Source organism: Dyadobacter sp. CY345, assembly GCF_021502725.1.
In the GTDB taxonomy this organism is placed as follows: domain Bacteria; phylum Bacteroidota; class Bacteroidia; order Cytophagales; family Spirosomataceae; genus Dyadobacter.
Genome location: NZ_JAKFFS010000001.1, coordinates 1,944,102 through 1,960,467 on the forward strand (window position 1 = coordinate 1,944,102; position 16,366 = coordinate 1,960,467).

General features: G+C 43.1%; 20 protein-coding genes. 11 read left to right on the plus strand and 9 right to left on the minus strand.

From position 1 onward, the window contains the following. The first annotated feature begins 63 nt into the window (after positions 1-63). Positions 64-261, plus strand: a complete 198-nt coding sequence (locus L0657_RS08260) for a hypothetical protein (protein ID WP_235150109.1) — start codon at positions 64-66, stop codon at positions 259-261. Positions 262-538: 277 nt separating this feature from the next. On the opposite strand, the gene L0657_RS08265 is transcribed toward L0657_RS08260, so the two are convergent. Beyond that, entirely contained in the window at positions 539-955 is a 417-nt protein-coding gene (locus tag L0657_RS08265; RefSeq protein WP_235150110.1) for a helix-turn-helix domain-containing protein, read from the minus strand. Between the two features lie 98 nt (positions 956-1,053). Here L0657_RS08265 and L0657_RS08270 point away from each other — a divergent pair, with 98 nt between their 5' ends. Beyond that, the gene (locus tag L0657_RS08270; protein WP_235150111.1) at positions 1,054-1,917 is read left to right on the plus strand and encodes an SDR family oxidoreductase; all 864 of its coding nucleotides are present in this window, start codon (positions 1,054-1,056) and stop codon (positions 1,915-1,917) included. 673 nt (positions 1,918-2,590) lie between these two features. On the opposite strand, the gene L0657_RS08275 is transcribed toward L0657_RS08270, so the two are convergent. The 3 genes from L0657_RS08275 to L0657_RS08285 form a co-directional block, all read right to left on the minus strand. Further along, the gene (locus L0657_RS08275) at positions 2,591-3,037 is read right to left on the minus strand and encodes a hypothetical protein (RefSeq protein ID WP_235150112.1); all 447 of its coding nucleotides are present in this window, start codon (positions 3,035-3,037) and stop codon (positions 2,591-2,593) included. A gap of 540 nt (positions 3,038-3,577) precedes the next feature. Beyond that, entirely contained in the window at positions 3,578-4,288 is a 711-nt protein-coding gene (locus tag L0657_RS08280) for a pirin family protein (protein ID WP_235150113.1), read from the minus strand. Between the two features lie 4 nt (positions 4,289-4,292). After that, a complete protein-coding gene (locus L0657_RS08285; protein ID WP_235150114.1) occupies positions 4,293-4,649 on the minus strand; it encodes a DoxX family protein in 357 nt (118 codons plus the stop codon). 93 nt (positions 4,650-4,742) lie between these two features. On the opposite strand from L0657_RS08285, the gene L0657_RS08290 reads away from it, so the two are divergent. Further along, the gene (locus tag L0657_RS08290; protein WP_235150115.1) at positions 4,743-5,084 is read left to right on the plus strand and encodes a helix-turn-helix domain-containing protein; all 342 of its coding nucleotides are present in this window, start codon (positions 4,743-4,745) and stop codon (positions 5,082-5,084) included. On the opposite strand, the gene L0657_RS08295 is transcribed toward L0657_RS08290, so the two are convergent. From L0657_RS08295 to L0657_RS08315, 5 genes are all read right to left on the minus strand, one after another. Then, entirely contained in the window at positions 5,052-5,282 is a 231-nt protein-coding gene (locus L0657_RS08295; RefSeq protein ID WP_235150116.1) for an alpha/beta fold hydrolase, read from the minus strand. The genes L0657_RS08290 and L0657_RS08295 overlap by 33 nt on opposite strands. Then, positions 5,283-6,638 (minus strand): FAD-dependent oxidoreductase, encoded by a 1,356-nt coding sequence (locus L0657_RS08300; protein ID WP_235150117.1) that lies wholly within the window; start codon positions 6,636-6,638, stop codon positions 5,283-5,285. It abuts the gene before it with no gap. 369 nt (positions 6,639-7,007) lie between these two features. Further along, positions 7,008-7,259 carry an AraC family transcriptional regulator gene (locus L0657_RS08305; protein WP_235150118.1) on the minus strand — a complete coding sequence of 84 codons (252 nt, stop codon included), beginning with the start codon at positions 7,257-7,259 and terminating at the stop codon, positions 7,008-7,010. Between the two features lie 79 nt (positions 7,260-7,338). Continuing rightward, positions 7,339-8,070: a hypothetical protein gene (locus L0657_RS08310; protein WP_235150119.1), complete on the minus strand. Its 732-nt coding sequence runs from the start codon at positions 8,068-8,070 to the stop codon at positions 7,339-7,341. A gap of 37 nt (positions 8,071-8,107) precedes the next feature. Continuing rightward, the gene (locus L0657_RS08315) at positions 8,108-8,932 is read right to left on the minus strand and encodes an oxidoreductase (protein WP_235150120.1); all 825 of its coding nucleotides are present in this window, start codon (positions 8,930-8,932) and stop codon (positions 8,108-8,110) included. 328 nt (positions 8,933-9,260) lie between these two features. Here L0657_RS08315 and L0657_RS08320 point away from each other — a divergent pair, with 328 nt between their 5' ends. From L0657_RS08320 to L0657_RS08355, 8 genes are all read left to right on the plus strand, one after another. Continuing rightward, a complete protein-coding gene (locus L0657_RS08320) occupies positions 9,261-9,683 on the plus strand; it encodes an SRPBCC family protein (RefSeq protein ID WP_235150121.1) in 423 nt (140 codons plus the stop codon). Positions 9,684-9,830: 147 nt separating this feature from the next. Then, positions 9,831-10,304 carry a Dps family protein gene (locus L0657_RS08325; protein ID WP_235150122.1) on the plus strand — a complete coding sequence of 158 codons (474 nt, stop codon included), beginning with the start codon at positions 9,831-9,833 and terminating at the stop codon, positions 10,302-10,304. 43 nt (positions 10,305-10,347) lie between these two features. Beyond that, positions 10,348-11,301, plus strand: coding sequence for a heme-binding domain-containing protein (locus tag L0657_RS08330; protein WP_235150123.1), 954 nt, complete (start codon positions 10,348-10,350; stop codon positions 11,299-11,301). 2 nt (positions 11,302-11,303) lie between these two features. Next, the gene (locus L0657_RS08335) at positions 11,304-11,789 is read left to right on the plus strand and encodes a hypothetical protein (RefSeq protein WP_235150124.1); all 486 of its coding nucleotides are present in this window, start codon (positions 11,304-11,306) and stop codon (positions 11,787-11,789) included. A gap of 195 nt (positions 11,790-11,984) precedes the next feature. Then, positions 11,985-12,680 carry a LytTR family DNA-binding domain-containing protein gene (locus L0657_RS08340; RefSeq protein WP_235150125.1) on the plus strand — a complete coding sequence of 232 codons (696 nt, stop codon included), beginning with the start codon at positions 11,985-11,987 and terminating at the stop codon, positions 12,678-12,680. Positions 12,681-12,796: 116 nt separating this feature from the next. Beyond that, the gene (locus tag L0657_RS08345; RefSeq protein ID WP_235150126.1) at positions 12,797-14,992 is read left to right on the plus strand and encodes a hybrid sensor histidine kinase/response regulator; all 2,196 of its coding nucleotides are present in this window, start codon (positions 12,797-12,799) and stop codon (positions 14,990-14,992) included. A gap of 20 nt (positions 14,993-15,012) precedes the next feature. Then, the gene (locus L0657_RS08350) at positions 15,013-15,537 is read left to right on the plus strand and encodes an antibiotic biosynthesis monooxygenase (protein WP_235150127.1); all 525 of its coding nucleotides are present in this window, start codon (positions 15,013-15,015) and stop codon (positions 15,535-15,537) included. Positions 15,538-15,636: 99 nt separating this feature from the next. Continuing rightward, the gene (locus tag L0657_RS08355) at positions 15,637-16,317 is read left to right on the plus strand and encodes an SOS response-associated peptidase (protein ID WP_235150128.1); all 681 of its coding nucleotides are present in this window, start codon (positions 15,637-15,639) and stop codon (positions 16,315-16,317) included. The last annotated feature ends 49 nt before the right edge of the window (positions 16,318-16,366 follow it).

Genomic DNA, 16,366 nt, shown 5'->3' on the forward strand with positions numbered 1-16,366 from the left:
TCAGACAATCATTGGCATGAGATTTTAAAAGCATAAGATTAAATTACATAAATCAGAATAGTTATGCAAAATCATGAAGATGAGGGGCGTGAAGTAAAAAATGCCGAGCCTGATCGTGAAGACCAGAACGCTACTAATGGCAAAGCAGGGAGCGAAGAAATGGGATCGATGCCGAACGATCCGGCAGAAAATGCTAAAAAGACTTCACCCGAAGAGGATGCCGGCGAAAAGGAAGATACGAGATTGTCAGCAGATAATTAATCGGCTAAATGCGCGTGCAAGTTGTGTGTTTGAGGCTTTTAGCAATAACAATGCATTTTAAAGTAGTTGCAATTGCCTCAAACACAAACCATTTTAATACCGTTACAGATCGTCAACACAATTAAATGCAGTTTGTAAAATTGTGTCAAACACAGGATTTGCAAAAATCTTTCCATATCAACTTTGATAGGCGTATCAATTTTTACTTTTTCGTCCAACTCCAATCCTGGTATCACTGCCGAAATTTCTGCAACAATTTCAGCCGCACCGCTGTCGCTCAAGCCTGGGAATTTTCCCGGGCATTCCGTTGAAACTTTTCGATGGCCGCTTCTTTATTAGCCTGAATTTCTTCCAGCAGCATGGGGCTGGCGACAGTCGCGAGATGTTTGGTTCCCCACAAAACAAGTTCCACAATAATCGGGATGGTTTCTGCGCCTTTTTTCGTAAGGCGGTAGGTGAACTTCGATTTTTTGTCCTCAGCCACGGCCTTGGTTAAGATGCCTTGTAATTCCAGTGCTGCCAGGCGGTCGGCCAGGACGTTGGTCGCTATTTTTTCTTCTGATTGCAGAAATTGCCCGTAAGTTGACTTCCCAGCAAACACCATATCCCTGAGAATGAGCAGTGTCCATTTGTCGCCCAGCACGTCTAGCGATGTGCTTACCGGGCATGTAGATCGCTGTTTTAACTCTTTCATAAAAACTATTTTATTTCACTTGCTTTTTGCAAGTAATATATTTAACTTTGTACTTGCAAATTGCAAGCAAATATACGCGAATTTAATTTCCTTTTATCATGATTTTAGTAACTGGAGCCACTGGTGGATTAGGCCGCCAAACCATAGACTACTTGCTTAATACCACTCCGGCCGAAAAAATTGCATGCCTTGTGCGCGACGTAAGCAAAGCCACGGAACTCGTTGAGAAAGGTGTGGACGTAAGGCAAGCCGATTACCTCGACTACCCTGCGCTTGTGCAAGCCTTTCAGGGCATTGATAAAGTGCTGCTGGTTTCCGCCATAGCATTTACCGACCGGGTACGCCAACACCGGAACGTCATCGATGCCGCGAAAGAAGCAGGGGTTACGCATCTTTTCTACACCAGTATCCAGCGCAGTACAGATTTTGTGATGACGGAGGTCACGGAAAGCGACCTGGCTACCGAAGCCTATCTCAAAGCTTCCGGGCTGATATACACCATTCTCAAAAATAACTTCTACTTTGAAGGCCTTGGCCACCTGATTGGTAACGAGGTGCCAGAGGCGGAGATTCTTGTACCGGCTGGCGATGGCAAGATAGCTTTCGTTCAACGGACTGAACTCGCTGCTGCTACGGCTGCCCTGTTGACGAGCGAAGGGCATGAAAACCAGGAGTATAACATGTCAGGGAGCGAAGCCTATTCGTTTCACGACATCGCCCGGGAATTGTCCTCTTTGGCAGGCCGCCCTATAACATACAAAAACAGCGAGCTGGCGCCCTACATCGCGCAGAAAGTAGCCGCCGGCTTCCCGGAATTCGTCGCAAACTTCCTTGCCCAGTGGGCTGTCGCCGCCAAACACGGGATGCTCGCCGGGACAGACGATACCGTTGAGCGTCTGCTTGGCCGTAAGCCAACTTCGCTGCGGGAATATTTGAAAACGACTTATTTTCCTGGTGCCTGACCGCTTGTAGCGGCGGTGATAGATAGCATGTTGTTGTCGTTTCAAACTTCTTTTTACTGAGACCAGAATGGGGTGAGGTTTGACTTTCATTATTTATTCTCGATTCCCCGTCGTGCGTAGTGTTTTTTGCACTGCGCACTTCTTTTAGTATCCGTTTGTAATAGCTTGAAGTGACATTTAAGATGTTATGTATTTATTTCAAATGGAATAATAGGAGTTCGTCCTGAATGTTTTTGCTGCAACTCGGCCAGATTTCTTGAATTTGGATCTGACGAATTTTGTATTTTTGGGGACTTTCTTGAGTATTTTTAAATTTGTAAAGCTTGTTTTTATGGTGTCTTGGGATGGCCCTGTTGGGACGCGGGCCAATAAGAAGATAATTATTTTGTCAACCGTTAAGAGTAGAGTGTATCCGAAACAGATAACGTTCAATGTTTTACGACTGCAAGAAGATGGCAGTTTCTAAGTTGAAAAATTTTTCCCAGCACTAGACTTGCTACGAAGCACGAATGCTTATTTCAGCACGTAACCGGCATTTACTTCTAGGTGCTGTTATAGGCAGTGTTTCTTTTTTAACGGTCGATATAGTCCATTTTTTAATGTTGTTCATGTTGAATAACGAATGGTCTTGTTTCGGAAAAATCTTCTCGTAATGATATGATTGGCGAATATTTCATTTCTCTGTCAATTTCTTCTTTAATTCAAGTGATAAGTTTTCATCTGTCAAAACCATTTTTGCTTCCTGGCAATATTGCGTTTTACCGATATATTGTTCGTATCCAGATGTTTTAATAGTTGTAAACTCTTTCCACTCCTTATTCTCCTGAGATAAAAATTCTCCACATAAGAGAAAAGTCTTTTCACTGTTTGGTGATTTAATATAGCCAATTTTTACATTCCGGAAATCAATAGGTGTCGGTGGTTGATGATTAAGAAAATCATTGGAAGCCGAACTAATTAAAAACTTAACAACCGAATCCGGAATGCTTTCATTTTCAGAAATTGTGGTTGAATTTACTTTCGTATCTGCTTTTTTGTTAAAGTTACAGCAAATCATTGCTACTGTAAGTACTAAGAAAGCATATGCTTTTAGTGTGTTTTTAAAGATTAGTTTGGTCATATCGTAATAAAATTTATTGTTTTGTCTTATTGTTGAATGATTGTCCAAACATAGCCTATAATTGTATAACATGAGAAAGTTTAATCGTACTTTTTATGATATTGGTACTAACCAAAGAAAATAAGGAAACGTAGCTAAATTTTTTTATTCGCTCGCTCTTCCAACGCAGAGCAACGAAAGTCCCGAAAGCGAACCCTACGATAGAGCCCTACTTCGCATTAACAAACAACTAAATGAAAATTAAAAACGGACGATTCAGAATTTTTCCGAGTGCAATCTGCAAAAAGACGATTCTATAAAATTCAAAAATAACGTTGTCAAATTCATGGAAGGTTTATATTATTTCTACAAGTAACAAAATTCGTGTTTCTATTCGGGCAGAATCAAAAAGAATACTTATTAACCGGTAGATACAACCAACAATCCAAACCACAATCTAAAACAAAAAATACCCCAAAAGCCAATGCCCGCAGGAGATTTTTCCTAACTAAATATAACCAACCGGTTCTGTCGATGCAAAGAAGCATCGTCGACCTCCTATCAAAGAACCGTTTCAATCAGAAAAATTTCGGAGCTGTCAACTTGCGCACTGATTTCCAGTACGTCAGATTCGGTAATTAAGGCAGTATCTTCTTTTTGTACTTCAACACCATTGATCAGTACGCCCCCATGCAAAACATAAATTAATACCCCGTTATGATCTTTATGTAACGAGTAAGTGTAAGCCTGGTCCTTTTTAATATGCATCTGATACATCCAGACATCCTGTTGAATTTTCAGTGAGTCGCCGTCGCCATCCGGAGAAACCAGAAGTTTCGAAACGGTATTTTCAGCGATCTGACTGGCGTTCAATACCTTGACAGACGGTGTCAGGTTTAATTCACGTGGCGCTACCCATATTTGCAAATGGCGGGCGTTGTCTGTTTCTGAAACATTGCCGCCTTCATGATACAAACCCTCTCCGCTACTGATCAATTGCACATTGCCGGCGTGGTATTCTTCATGTGCGCCCAGGGTGTCCCGGTGCGATTCGGTACAGGAAATCATAACAGTGACAATCTCAACGTTTTTGTGCGGGTGCATACCCAAATGACTTTTAGGGTACAGAATGTCGTCGTTAAAAACATAGAGTGCTCCAAAACTTTGTGGTAATATATTACTAGCCATTCCATTGCTGAAAAGGGTGCGGCCTTCAAATTCATCATGCTTCATTTGCCCGCGGTCTGCGGATTTTAATATTTTGATTTTCATGTATTTATAAGTTTGCGATGGCGAGGAGGACAGATAGTATCAAAGCGAAAAACAACACAGGTAGTAGCTTCCATTCCTTTTTTCTGGCATGGACAATAATTGCCCCGACCATCACAATGGCAAAGCCAATGGCTGCGATCCCGGCCAGAGTTTCCAATTCTTTAAGCCAGATCGACAAGAGCATCACTACCACACCGCACAGTTCGGCTACACCAATAAACCGCGGAAAATATACCGACTGATCCTCGGTGATATTGCCCTTTCTGACCATTTCTTCTTTTGACATTTTAAGTTTCATCACCCCAGGCATGATAAAAAACAGGGCTAAAATTATTTTAAAAATCCACGTGTAAGTTTCCATATCGATCTGTTTTTAAATGATATGCAAAAATAAGATGCCTATGCTATACTTTTGTTATTGGTTACATATAGTATACCGATAAACATGGACAACATGGAGCAGATAAGCAAACAGGAATGCGGCCGTAACAGAATGGCTGTGCGGGATACACTCGACTTGATCGGGGGTAAATGGAAAATTCTGATCCTGCTGACCCTCAACGAACGGCCTTACCGTTTCAAGGCTCTGGCGCAGGAAATCGGAATTTCGCCGCGGATGCTTTCCAGAGAGTTGCAGGATATGGAAACAAATAAACTACTGAATCGCACCATCATCGACGCAAAACCCATTGGTGTTGAGTATTCCATTACCGATTATGGCCGAACCTTCGGTCCGATTATTGAGGCGATGCGGGATTGGGGACTAAACCACCGAAAGGAGATTTTTCAACAGTAAAAGTGAATAATCGAATAAAATCACCTGGTAGTCAGCTGCCAGCGCATCAAGAAAGAGCGGATTCCAGGTATCCATAACGCCTCTGAACCGGTTGACCAGAAGCAGTGGTTCAGCGGTTCCGAACTGCCGGTAAGCGATCTTTGTGTCGTTTATAAGCTCAATATTTGTTTGAGCGGCCAATGCTAATGCATTCATCATTTAAATTTTGCCAAAAAGATCGTTGAATATTTCACTGCTGGAAGGATGCGTATAAATCGTATCGCGTAATACTGTGTAGTCTAACCCGCCCTGCATAGCCAGTTGTACTTGGTTAATCAGTTCGCTGGAATTGACGCAAAACAACGTGCAGCCAAGAATTTTGTTCGTGTCCGCATCGACGACGGCTTTCAAAACACCTTCTGTTTGTCTTAAAATCTGAGCGCGCGTGCTGGCTGCTGCCGGAATACTGGCAATTTTTATCCGGTAACCCTGTTTAACCGCTTCATGCTCACGCAGTCCAACTTGTGCCAGAGGTGGTGTTATGAACAAAGATGACGCTACGTATTTTCTGTCGAACGTTGTATGCGGTTCAAATTTCGGGAAAAGCTGGCTACGGATAATGCGGAAATCGTCTAGGGATATGTAGGTAAATTGCGGTCCGCCATTCACGTCGCCAATTGCCCAGATGTTTTCAGCCGTCGTTTGGAGATGTTCGTTTACGCGGATATAACCTCTGTCATCCTGCTGCACGCCGGCAGCAGAAAGGTTCAGGTCTTTTGTTACCGGCCGGCGCCCGGTAGCAACCAGAATAGCGGTGGCTGAAACTTCTTTTTGTATTTCTCCCTGATGGTAAATGATGGTATCCGCGGTTTCGCCGGTAATAATTTTCTCAATCTGTGCAGCTTGTTCTATCCTGATTCCTTTGGCAGATAAAACCGTCTGAATCGAGTCTGCAATATCCCTGTCTTCATTCGGCAGAAATGTGGCGGAGCGGTCAAGCAATGTTACCCTGGAACCGAACTGGGCATACATACTGGCGAATTCGAGCGCAATATAACCTGCACCAATAATCACCAGTTCCTCAGGAAGTTTCGTCTGGTCAATCAGCGTTGTGCTTGTGAAAATACGCTGACTTTGCTCGATACCCGGAATGGAGGGAACAACGGGTTTTGCACCTGTATTGATAAATATTTTCTCCGCTTCAATAAGTACTTCTTCAACTATATCTGCTAGACGAACAGCGACTTGCCGGTGCGTGACAAAAGTTGCAGTCCCGGTAATCACCGTCGCGCCAGGCTGGTTGTCAACCATCTCAAAGTTCCGCTGCCGGAGTGAACTTGTCAAACGATTTTTCTCATTAACAGCTTCATGATAGGGTACATTTGTTTCTGCGCTATGCACCAGTGACTTGGTCGGAATGCAGGCAATATTGATACACGTTCCCCCGTACATCAGCGCCGACTGTTCGATGACCGCAACAGTCCAGCCTTCTTTGGCCAGAAAAGCAGCCAGTGTTTTGCCACCTTTTCCGAAACCGATTATCAATGCGTCGTAACTTTTTTGAATGGTTTTCATGAGCACAAATATGAGATTACTATGGTAGATATACGTTTATTCTTAAAAGTGCAGAGGCCATGATTTCTTACTGATCCACGCCTGCAAATACACGCCACATCACTGCTTTGAATCTTCCATAGAATTCGATTTTATCAACCGGTTTAAGAATGCTAATCCTGACTATTGGAAATATGGTTTGCAAAATTCAGTTCAAGTTCTCCATTTTGCTGCAAGCCCTTTCCAAACAGCGTTTAATTCGAATCAGGAATAAAGAAGCAGTAGATAGTCCGGGGAATAGAAAAATTTGCGCACGTCCGGGCATCTCGTTTTGTTTTTCTAAAACTAGACAGACCTAGTGCTGTATACTAACACAAAACCCCGGACTGCTTATACTTTTCCCTGATTCCTGATTTCAACCGGTGTTTTGCCTTTTGCTTTTTTAAAAAGTCTTGAAAAGTATGAGATGTTGTCAAAACCTAATTGGTGGGCGACGTCACTGACATCCATATCCGTTTGCAGAAGCAGGATTTCAGCTTGTTCAATCACATATTCATGAATAAGGCCAATAGTACTTTTCCCCGTTTCCTGGCGAACAAGGTCCGTAAGATAATTTGGAGACAGATTAAGCCGGGCCGCCAAAGCCGCAACATTAGGTACTTCTCGGACCGGTTGCGACAGATCTTGATAGTATTATATTTGACCGGACTTGGGTCTGACATTATTCAAAGTTTACGTTCAGTATATCAATTGAAACCAAAACCGGATCGGACTGGTAGCTGTTATCAACGTCATTAAGGATATAAATGCGGCGTTTGGTGCCGGTGACGATTCCGTCAAAAGATTTATGATCTTGAATGATCTGCGTGGCTGATGTACCGCCCAGAATTTCAGGCCAATAATCGTGACGTTTTAACAAACCATTTTTATCAAAATAAAAAATCTGGAGTTTACTGTGCGTGGCAAATCCATCCGGATAAATAACTTCCAGGCGGCTTAATGTCTCTCCATTTTCTACCCAATCTTCCAACTCATTTAATTCGGTACCCGGCACTTGAAAATTGAATGGAGCTGTTGCATAATTCCAGGTAGCGTAACTTGAAAAATAAATCAATTGCACTCTCGACCACGGAGTTTCGATCACTTGTCCCTTGAAAGATTCCCGGGGGTTTTTCAATTCTTCCAGCAGGGTTCCATTTTCGTCAAACAATTGCACTTTTCCCGTTTCAAATATAGAAGAGTATCCGGGTTGGAAAGGATTTTTCCAGTGAGCTTTTTGCTCGGTTAATGAACCGGTAAATTCAACATCTGCCAGTGCATTTTCATGTCCCTTGATGGCCCAGGTAACGCCTCCTATGTTCGCCCTCAATTTTACTGATTTGAATTTAGCTATATTTTCACCCCCATGGGCTGTCAATATTTTATCCAGTAATTGTCTGGTTGAAGTCTTCATTTCGTGTTCGTTTTAGTTAATGAAATATTGGAGTCAATCAATGCCCATGTGCGGTAATGCTCACTTCTCTCCAACGCTCTATATCTTTAATCCGCTCGGTATAGACTTGATGAACAGTGTCGTATGCGACTCTTCCAAGCAGTAATCGCGCCGGTGGATTAGGAATTTCAGTAATCGTCAGGATTGCGTTTACTGTTGCTTCCGGTTTTCCCCAGGTTTCAGGATTATCGCCCGATTCTGCAAAAGCGGTACGCACTGGGTTGTAATCTTCAATATCGGATGAGGTTTGAATTGCAGAATTACCTGCCCATTCGGTTGCAAATCCATTTGGCTCAATCAGTGTTACCTTGATACCCAGATGTGCAACTTCCGAAGCGATGGTTTCACTTAAACCTTCTACAGCAAATTTCGAAGCGTTATATAAACCCAGCATTGGCAAAGTTGTCAGACCCAGAAAACTCGATACCTGAATAATATGCCCGCTTTTTTGATCACGCATAATCGGTAGTACTGCCTGCGTTACCCAAAGCAGCCCGAAAAAATTGGTTTCCATTTGTGCTCTTGCCTGTTCCTCAGTCGTTTCTTCAACCGTACCAAAAAGTCCATAACCGGCATTATTGATCAGGATGTCAATACTCCCAAAATGCTGTTTTACCTGATTTGCTGCATCCAGAACCTGCTGACGGTCATTCACATCCAGCTTGATTGGAAGAAGGTTATCACCATAAACCGTAGCCAGGTCTTCGAGGGCTGTTAGGTTGCGGGCCGTTGCGGCCACCTTGTCGCCGCGTTTCAGAAATGCCTCGGCCCAAAGTTTCCCAAAGCCTCTTGATGCACCAGTTATAAATATTGTTTTTGACATGACAACTTTTTTTTGATTGTTACTTGATAAGACAAAGATATCCCGACCGGCGTCGTTGGAATAGTCTATTTGAGCGGAAGAATAGCACATAAATACAGAAGAGGAAGAAAACAGGAAAAGGGATTCAAGAAATCCGGCGTCTGGCTGTCTCCTTTGAAGACACTCGGATTTACTTGCAACCGAATGAATTTCAGACATCTGCATACCAAGATCGGTTTGTTTTTGAAGCAAGAAATTGTTTCCTTGTTCTATAAAATGCTAATCATCCGATCATAAAATTGCATACACGTAACTTTCTTATTGAAATTAAACAAGGCTCAAAAACATCATGGCATCAAACATATCGGCAGTATCAATCAACGCACCCATAGCAAAAGTCTGGCAGGCTTTAACTCAACCCGAACTGGTAAAAAAATGGCAGTTCGGCAGCGATTTAATTACGGATTGGACGGTTGGTGGTGAGATTCGTTTTAGAAATAACTGGGAAGGCCAGGTCTTTGAGCAATGGGGGAATATTTTAGAATTTTCACCGTATGAAATTATCCGCTACACATTATTTTTTCCCAGACCTGATTTGGAGGACAGACCTGAAAATTATTTTATTATGAGCTATCTTCTCTCTGAAGACGAGGGGGTGGTCACGCTTGTTGTGAACCAGGAAGATAACCGGCCGGGATCTGTTCAAGATACTCCCAACGGAGAAGAAAATCAGGTATTGAATGGCTTGAAAGCTTTTTTGGAAGCGGAGTAACAAAAAGTTTTACAAGCGATATAGGTTATCTAAAGCTTTCATCGATCACATTTGCCTGTTCACCGAATATAAGATCAGCTTCTTTCACAAAGCGTATACTTTTAAATCATCAAACAGAATCTAAAATATACCTAAAACGATTGGATCATGAAAGCGAACATTGGAATCTCCGAGGAAAACAGAAATGCAGTTGCAGCTCAGCTTGCGAAATTGCTGGCTGATGAATTTGTATTGTATACCAAAACGCGTAATGCGCACTGGAACGTTGAAGGTGCTGACTTTCATGCCATGCATTTATTTTTTGAAAGCCAGTATCAGCAGCTCGACGAAGTGATGGAAAGCGTTGCCGAACGTATACGCAAGATCGGGCACTATGCACCAGCCACATTATCGCAACTTTTAAAACTGACTCACCTGACCGAAGCCACTGCTAATAAAAATGACAGCAACGGATTTTTAAAGGAGTTACTTGAAGATCACGAAAGTATCATCACCTTCATTCGAGGTAATATTAACCCATTTGCAAACGAATATCATGACGCCGGAACCAGTGATTTTATCACCGGACTTTTGGAAACACATGAAGAAATGGCGTGGATGTTACGCGCGCACTTCGCCTGATTAAAACTTAACGGCAAATAAGTTAAGCATTAACAAAAAGGCTATGAAATTAGACTTTGAAACCAAAAAAGTTTTAGCAGGTATGGTCGCAATACTGACCATGGTTTTTATTGGTATTCAATTTACCGGGCCAAAATTGGAAAACCCCATAATAACTGGTGATTTTCAGGCACCACCAGCGGTAAAAGACATTGTCAGGCGGTCTTGTTACGACTGCCATTCTAATGAACCCAATTTGAGGTGGTACGATAAGGTTGCTCCGGCTTACTGGCGGGTGGCTGAACATGTCAGGCAGGGCAGGAAAGGGCTAAATTTTTCAACGTGGGACAGCCTGGCCCCGGCTGACCAGAAAGCCAAACTTTGGGAATCGCTTAACCAAATTGTGGCAGGGGCGATGCCACTTAAAGATTACGAACTGGTTCACCCGTCTGCCAAACTTTCTGGTTCAGATATTGGTGTTTTGAAAAAGTATATCAGGTCGTTGCGTGTTCGCAATATACCGGGAGATACAGCGAAGATCAACGCACTTGCGAAGCAGACTATGCAGGTGAAAGCATTAAAAGCGCCGATGGATTTACCGAAAGCTTTGAATGGCATCAGCTATATCCCGGACTATAAAAACTGGGAGGCCGTCAGCAGTACGGAGCGTTATGATAATGGAACGATGCGTATCATTTTTGGAAATGACGTGGCAGTAAAAGCGATCCAGGAAGAGCATACCAACCCATGGCCAAACGGAACGATTTTGGCGAAGGTTGCCTGGGATGAGGTGGAAGATAAATCCGGAAATGTATCTAGCGGTGCATTCAAACAGGTTGAATATATGATCAAGGATGACAAGAAATATGCGTCGACAAAAGGCTGGGGATTTGCAAGATTCAAGACGCCAGCCATGGTTCCTTATGGAAAAACGGAAACTTTTGCGACCGAATGCGTCAATTGCCACCAACCCATGAGCGCAAATGATTTCGTGTTCACTACGCCAATAAAGCACTGATTATGAAACGGACAATAATTATTTTTTGCCTTATCTCCCTGTTTTACTTTTCAGGATGCAGTCCTGCGCCAGACTCAGGCGAACGAATTAACAGCCATGCTTCATTACCTGCGTCTTTCGGATTTTCAGAAATGAATTTGAAGGTGATCAGTTCATTAATAAACAAAAAAGACGGTACTATGTCCATTTTATATGGTAACGAAAAAACGGCTTTACGCCTTCGTGAAAATGTGGATTCCGTCATGTCCGGTGAACAGCTCACTCTGCTGACTTGGAAACAGAAAGAAGATGATCATTGGCTGGGTGCGAAAATTCCCGATCAGCTGCTATTTGCCGAAACCGTTAGAGCGGAACATGATGATAAAGGTGAAATGCAGGTAAAGTATGAAAAATTTAATGGCAGTGAGCTTGTGAGGGACGTGGATACATTGGGTAATGCAAGCAGAAAAGCATTCCTGCTTGCTCAAAGACCATCAATCATGCCCTAAAATAATTCATTCACAATCTTCTTTGTAATAAAGCCATTGAACCGCTGTACTTTTCAGCGGTTTTTTTGGTGTATTCCGGTTTACGTTATGATTCCCGTTCGGATGTCGGGCGATTTGTTTCAAATTTGATAACTTAGCTTTTAGAATCCATCTTCCCGGATCAAATAATCTGATAAAAGTTACTCGCCCGACTCGATGAAATGTTTAATTGTTGATGACAACCTGATTGCCCGTGCGACGTTAAGCCAGCTGGCCACGCATGTTTCCGATCTGACTGTGGTTGGAGAATGCTGCGATGCCATGGAGGCTTATCAATATCTTCAGAACAATCAGGTAGATATCTTGTTTCTGGATATTGAAATGCCAGAAATGACCGGACTGGAACTGACCAGAACCCTGAAGAATAAGGATATGGTCATTATTTTTACGACATCAAAAAAAGAATACGCTGTGGAAGCCTTTGAGTTGAACGTGGCCGATTATCTGATCAAACCCTTCACACCTGCACGGTTTTTACAGGCTGTCGGAAAGGCGCGCGAGATACTGGGAAGTAAGAATGACAAGGTGCAGCAGATTAATGATGAGTTCATTTTTATTAGGGATTCCAATGTTATGCGTAGGCTGAAATTTGATGATATTTTGTATGCAGAAGCCATGGGAGATTATGTCAAATTTTACACCACCCAGACTTTTTATGCCATACACGGGACATTGAAGTCGGCCGAGGAAAGGCTGCCAGGTTCAAAATTTATACGGGTCCACCGGTCGTACATTGTAGCCGTTAGCAAAATTGATACGTTTCAGGAAGGCGGATTGGTGGTAGGAGGAAAATACGTGCCGGTGGCTGATGCTTACCGCAAAACGCTCAATACACGGATCAATATTTTCTGATCTTCTGTTGTCCTGATTTTTCGGCGACTTATCTTGCCTGTTCGGCGATTCGCGGCATTTAGTTTCATCTTTTCAGCGCTATTTTGTTGCAGAACATTGCCTTTATCAACATGAATATGGCTAACAAATATTTTGTACATTATATCCTTGTCGCATTTATCGCCGCCGCGGTTGTACTAACGATCATGCGATACAATTCATCTGAAAACCTGACCTCTCTGCAAAACGGGAATGATCAACTGCTACGGGAGCTGGTCATTAGTAACCATCTGCGCACTATAGACCGTGATTTGTTGGGTGTGGAAAGCCGTATCCGCGCGGCCATTGCCACCGGAGATACGTCACATCTGGAAGGTGTTGACCAAAAAATAAATGAGGTGAACGGATTTTTGGATACATTGAAATCAAGCAATCACGATGCCAAAACGACGCAATACCTGGACAGGCTGGAAGTACTTGCCAGCGAAAAGATACGCATCAAACACCATTTAATGGCCAGATTTCTCAGGACTGGCGAAATGAACGATACCAGTCTGATCGCCAATCCGCGGGCCAGAATGATTTCAAATGAGATCATGGTTGCGACGCATCAGATATACGATAGTCGTCAAAAAACAATGCAGGCACTGAGTAACAGGATCGGAGAGGGTGGAAGAAAAGCCCGACTGTTCGGGAATATCTACATTACGCTGCTGCTGCTCAGTTGCGGGGGAGGATGCTGGTTTATTATCAGCCAGTTTCGAAAACAGAACGAGCTTATTTCAAAGCTGGATATTTCAGAAAAAACCGCGAGAGAGGCTCTGCAGATTAAGGAAAATTTCCTTGCCAACATGAGCCATGAAATAAGGACACCACTCAATTCGATACTTGGTTTTACCAATCTTTTGAAAAGAAAAAAACTGGATGCCGACAGCACCGAGTTTGTTAATTCGATCCAGTCGGCCGGAGAAAATCTGCTGGCGATTATTAATGATATCCTCGATCTTTCGAAAATCGAAGCGGGGATGATGCGCATTGTTGTGAACCCTTTCAGCGTGCGGGGACTGATTCTTTCCATTGAAACATTATTTCGTGAAAGAGTTAAAGAAAAGGGTCTGACTTTAATGAGCCGGATCAATGCAGATATACCGGACACGCTTATCGGTGACGCCACACGGCTGACACAAATTCTGGTTAATCTGATTGGTAACGCTTTGAAATTTAGTGAGCAGGGCGTGATTTCAGTGGATGTGCAGTCTAAGAAATGTTCCGAAGATAAAATACATCTCGGCTTCACGGTATCCGATCGCGGAATCGGGATTGGTAAGGAAAAACTGGAAAGTATTTTTGAGCGGTTCAGTCAGGCGGAAGATTCCATCACCCGGAATTATGGCGGAACGGGGCTTGGTTTGTCCATTGTCAAAAACCTGATCACGCTGCAAAATGGCGAAATCGAAGTGAAAAGTGAGGCAGGAAAAGGAACTTCATTTACGTTTTTTATTCCTTATCAAATTGCCCCGGAACAAATTACTGCGTCGCCAACACCGGATCTGAACAGCCTTAAAAACAGCATGGACCGGTCGGTGAAAATTTTGGTTGTGGATGATAATGTAATGAACCAAAGCCTGATGAAACATCTGCTGACCCAGTGGAATACCTCATTTGAGATCGTTTCCAGCGGTGCATCGGCCATAGATTATTTGAAACAAAAACATTACAATCTGGTTTTGATGGATATTCAGATGCCGGAAATGGATGGTTATACGGCCGCGGAAATTATTCGGGAGGATCTTGGTTTGCAATTGCCGATCATCGCCATGACGGCTCATGCCATGGCTGGCGAAAGGGAAAAATCCCTGAGCCACGGTATGAACGAATATATTTCCAAGCCGATCAACGAAAAGGATCTTTTCGAAATGATCCGGAAATTTGTGCCTGGTATTAATAATCCCGTTCAATCTGAAAATCGGATTGAAAACACAACAGGACACCAGTATATTGATCTTCGAGGTATGGAGGAAATCAGCCGCGGCAATGTTGATTATGAAAAAATTGTCATCGGCCAGTTCATTGATTGTATTCCGAAAGATCTTGATAATCTTCAAAAGGCTCTGGATCAGCAGGATTTAGCGAAATTGAGCGATATTGCGCATAATATGAAAACAAGTATCGGCATTATGGGGCTGACTCCCGTTTTAGAAAACCATCTGGATAAACTGGAAGAATTAGATGCTGGCTCTGATGATTTGCAAAATTGTATTTATACCGTTCAAGATATTTGCAACCACGCTGTCCAGGAAGCCAAAGAAGTTTACAGCAAATTGACCACCTGACCCAATTAAGATTTGAACTCATGCCTATACACGTAGCGATCACCCGCAAGGTTTTACCGGGAAAAGAAAAGGAATTTAAGGAAGCACTCCGCCATTTTCTTGGTGAGTCATTCTTGCATGGAGGCGTGCAGGGAGCCGGAATGATATCGCCTTTACCCGGAACAGACAGCCAGGAAATCGGCATTCTCAGGACTTTCGCCGACGAAACTGAACGCGACGCGTTTTACAATTCACAGCTTTTCAAAGATTGGGAAGCCTACGCCTCCACGCTCACCGAAGAGCCAAATTACCGCCAGCTGAGTGGGTTGGAAGCATGGTTTCGGTCGCCCACGCCGCCTCCGCGCTGGAAAATGGCTATTGCGACCCTATGCGGTGTTTTTCCGACCAGCTTGTTTTTATCCTTCACCATCGGCCCGTTTGTTCAGCCGCTGCCAGTCATGCTCCGCGTATTGATCATTGCAGCCAGCATGGTTACGCTGCTCACCTGGGTCGTGATGCCGCAGGTGATTAAGGTATTGAAACCCTGGTTGCAAGATAGAGGATAAGTGCTCAATGGCGCGGCGGCAGAAACAAAAATACTTAACAATAGGATGGATTTTACATGTTAAAGTTTCATATTTAACATACAATTAATTGTTGTTGCTATGTGCTACCATACTGCTTTAACCGTAGAAGAGAATGACATTGCGAGGGCAATGAATGCGGAATTTCTTGAAAAAGACAGGTTTACGCCTAAGAAGGAATTTAATGGATTTGAAAATCCTGATTATCCAATTGTGAGATGGGACGAGCGAAATATCATTCAGTATTTTGAATGGGGCTTGTTGGCAGACTATCTGAGTTTTCGGGGTCTGGGGAAAAATGATAAAGAGGCAAAAAAAGCAAGAAATAATTGTTTGAATGCGAAGATTGAAGAACTTCAGGATAAAGTTTCCTTCAAAGCCAAAATCGGGAACCGCTGTCTGGTACCGATGAACGGTATGTATGAGTGGCAATGGGCAGATGTGAATAATCCCAAGTGTAAAAAAACAAAGTATCTGGTCAGCAAACCTGACAATTCCGTTTTTTGCTGCGCCGGATTATTTAATGAATGGATCGATCCGCTGACCGGGTTTACGACTTACTGCTATACCATCTGCACTGCGGAGGGGAATGAACTTATGAAGGAGATCAAAAACGAGGGCCAGCGAATGCTCGTGGTACTTGATCCTTCTGAATACGAACACTGGCTCAATCCAAAAACACCTGTTATGGAATTTGCAGACCGCAGCCAGATTGAATTGAAGGCGGTACTGGCGGAGCCCATGCAGCTGGGGTTATTTTAGAATGAAAAACCCGACATGTTTATCGCAAATCATTTGCAGTAACATGTCG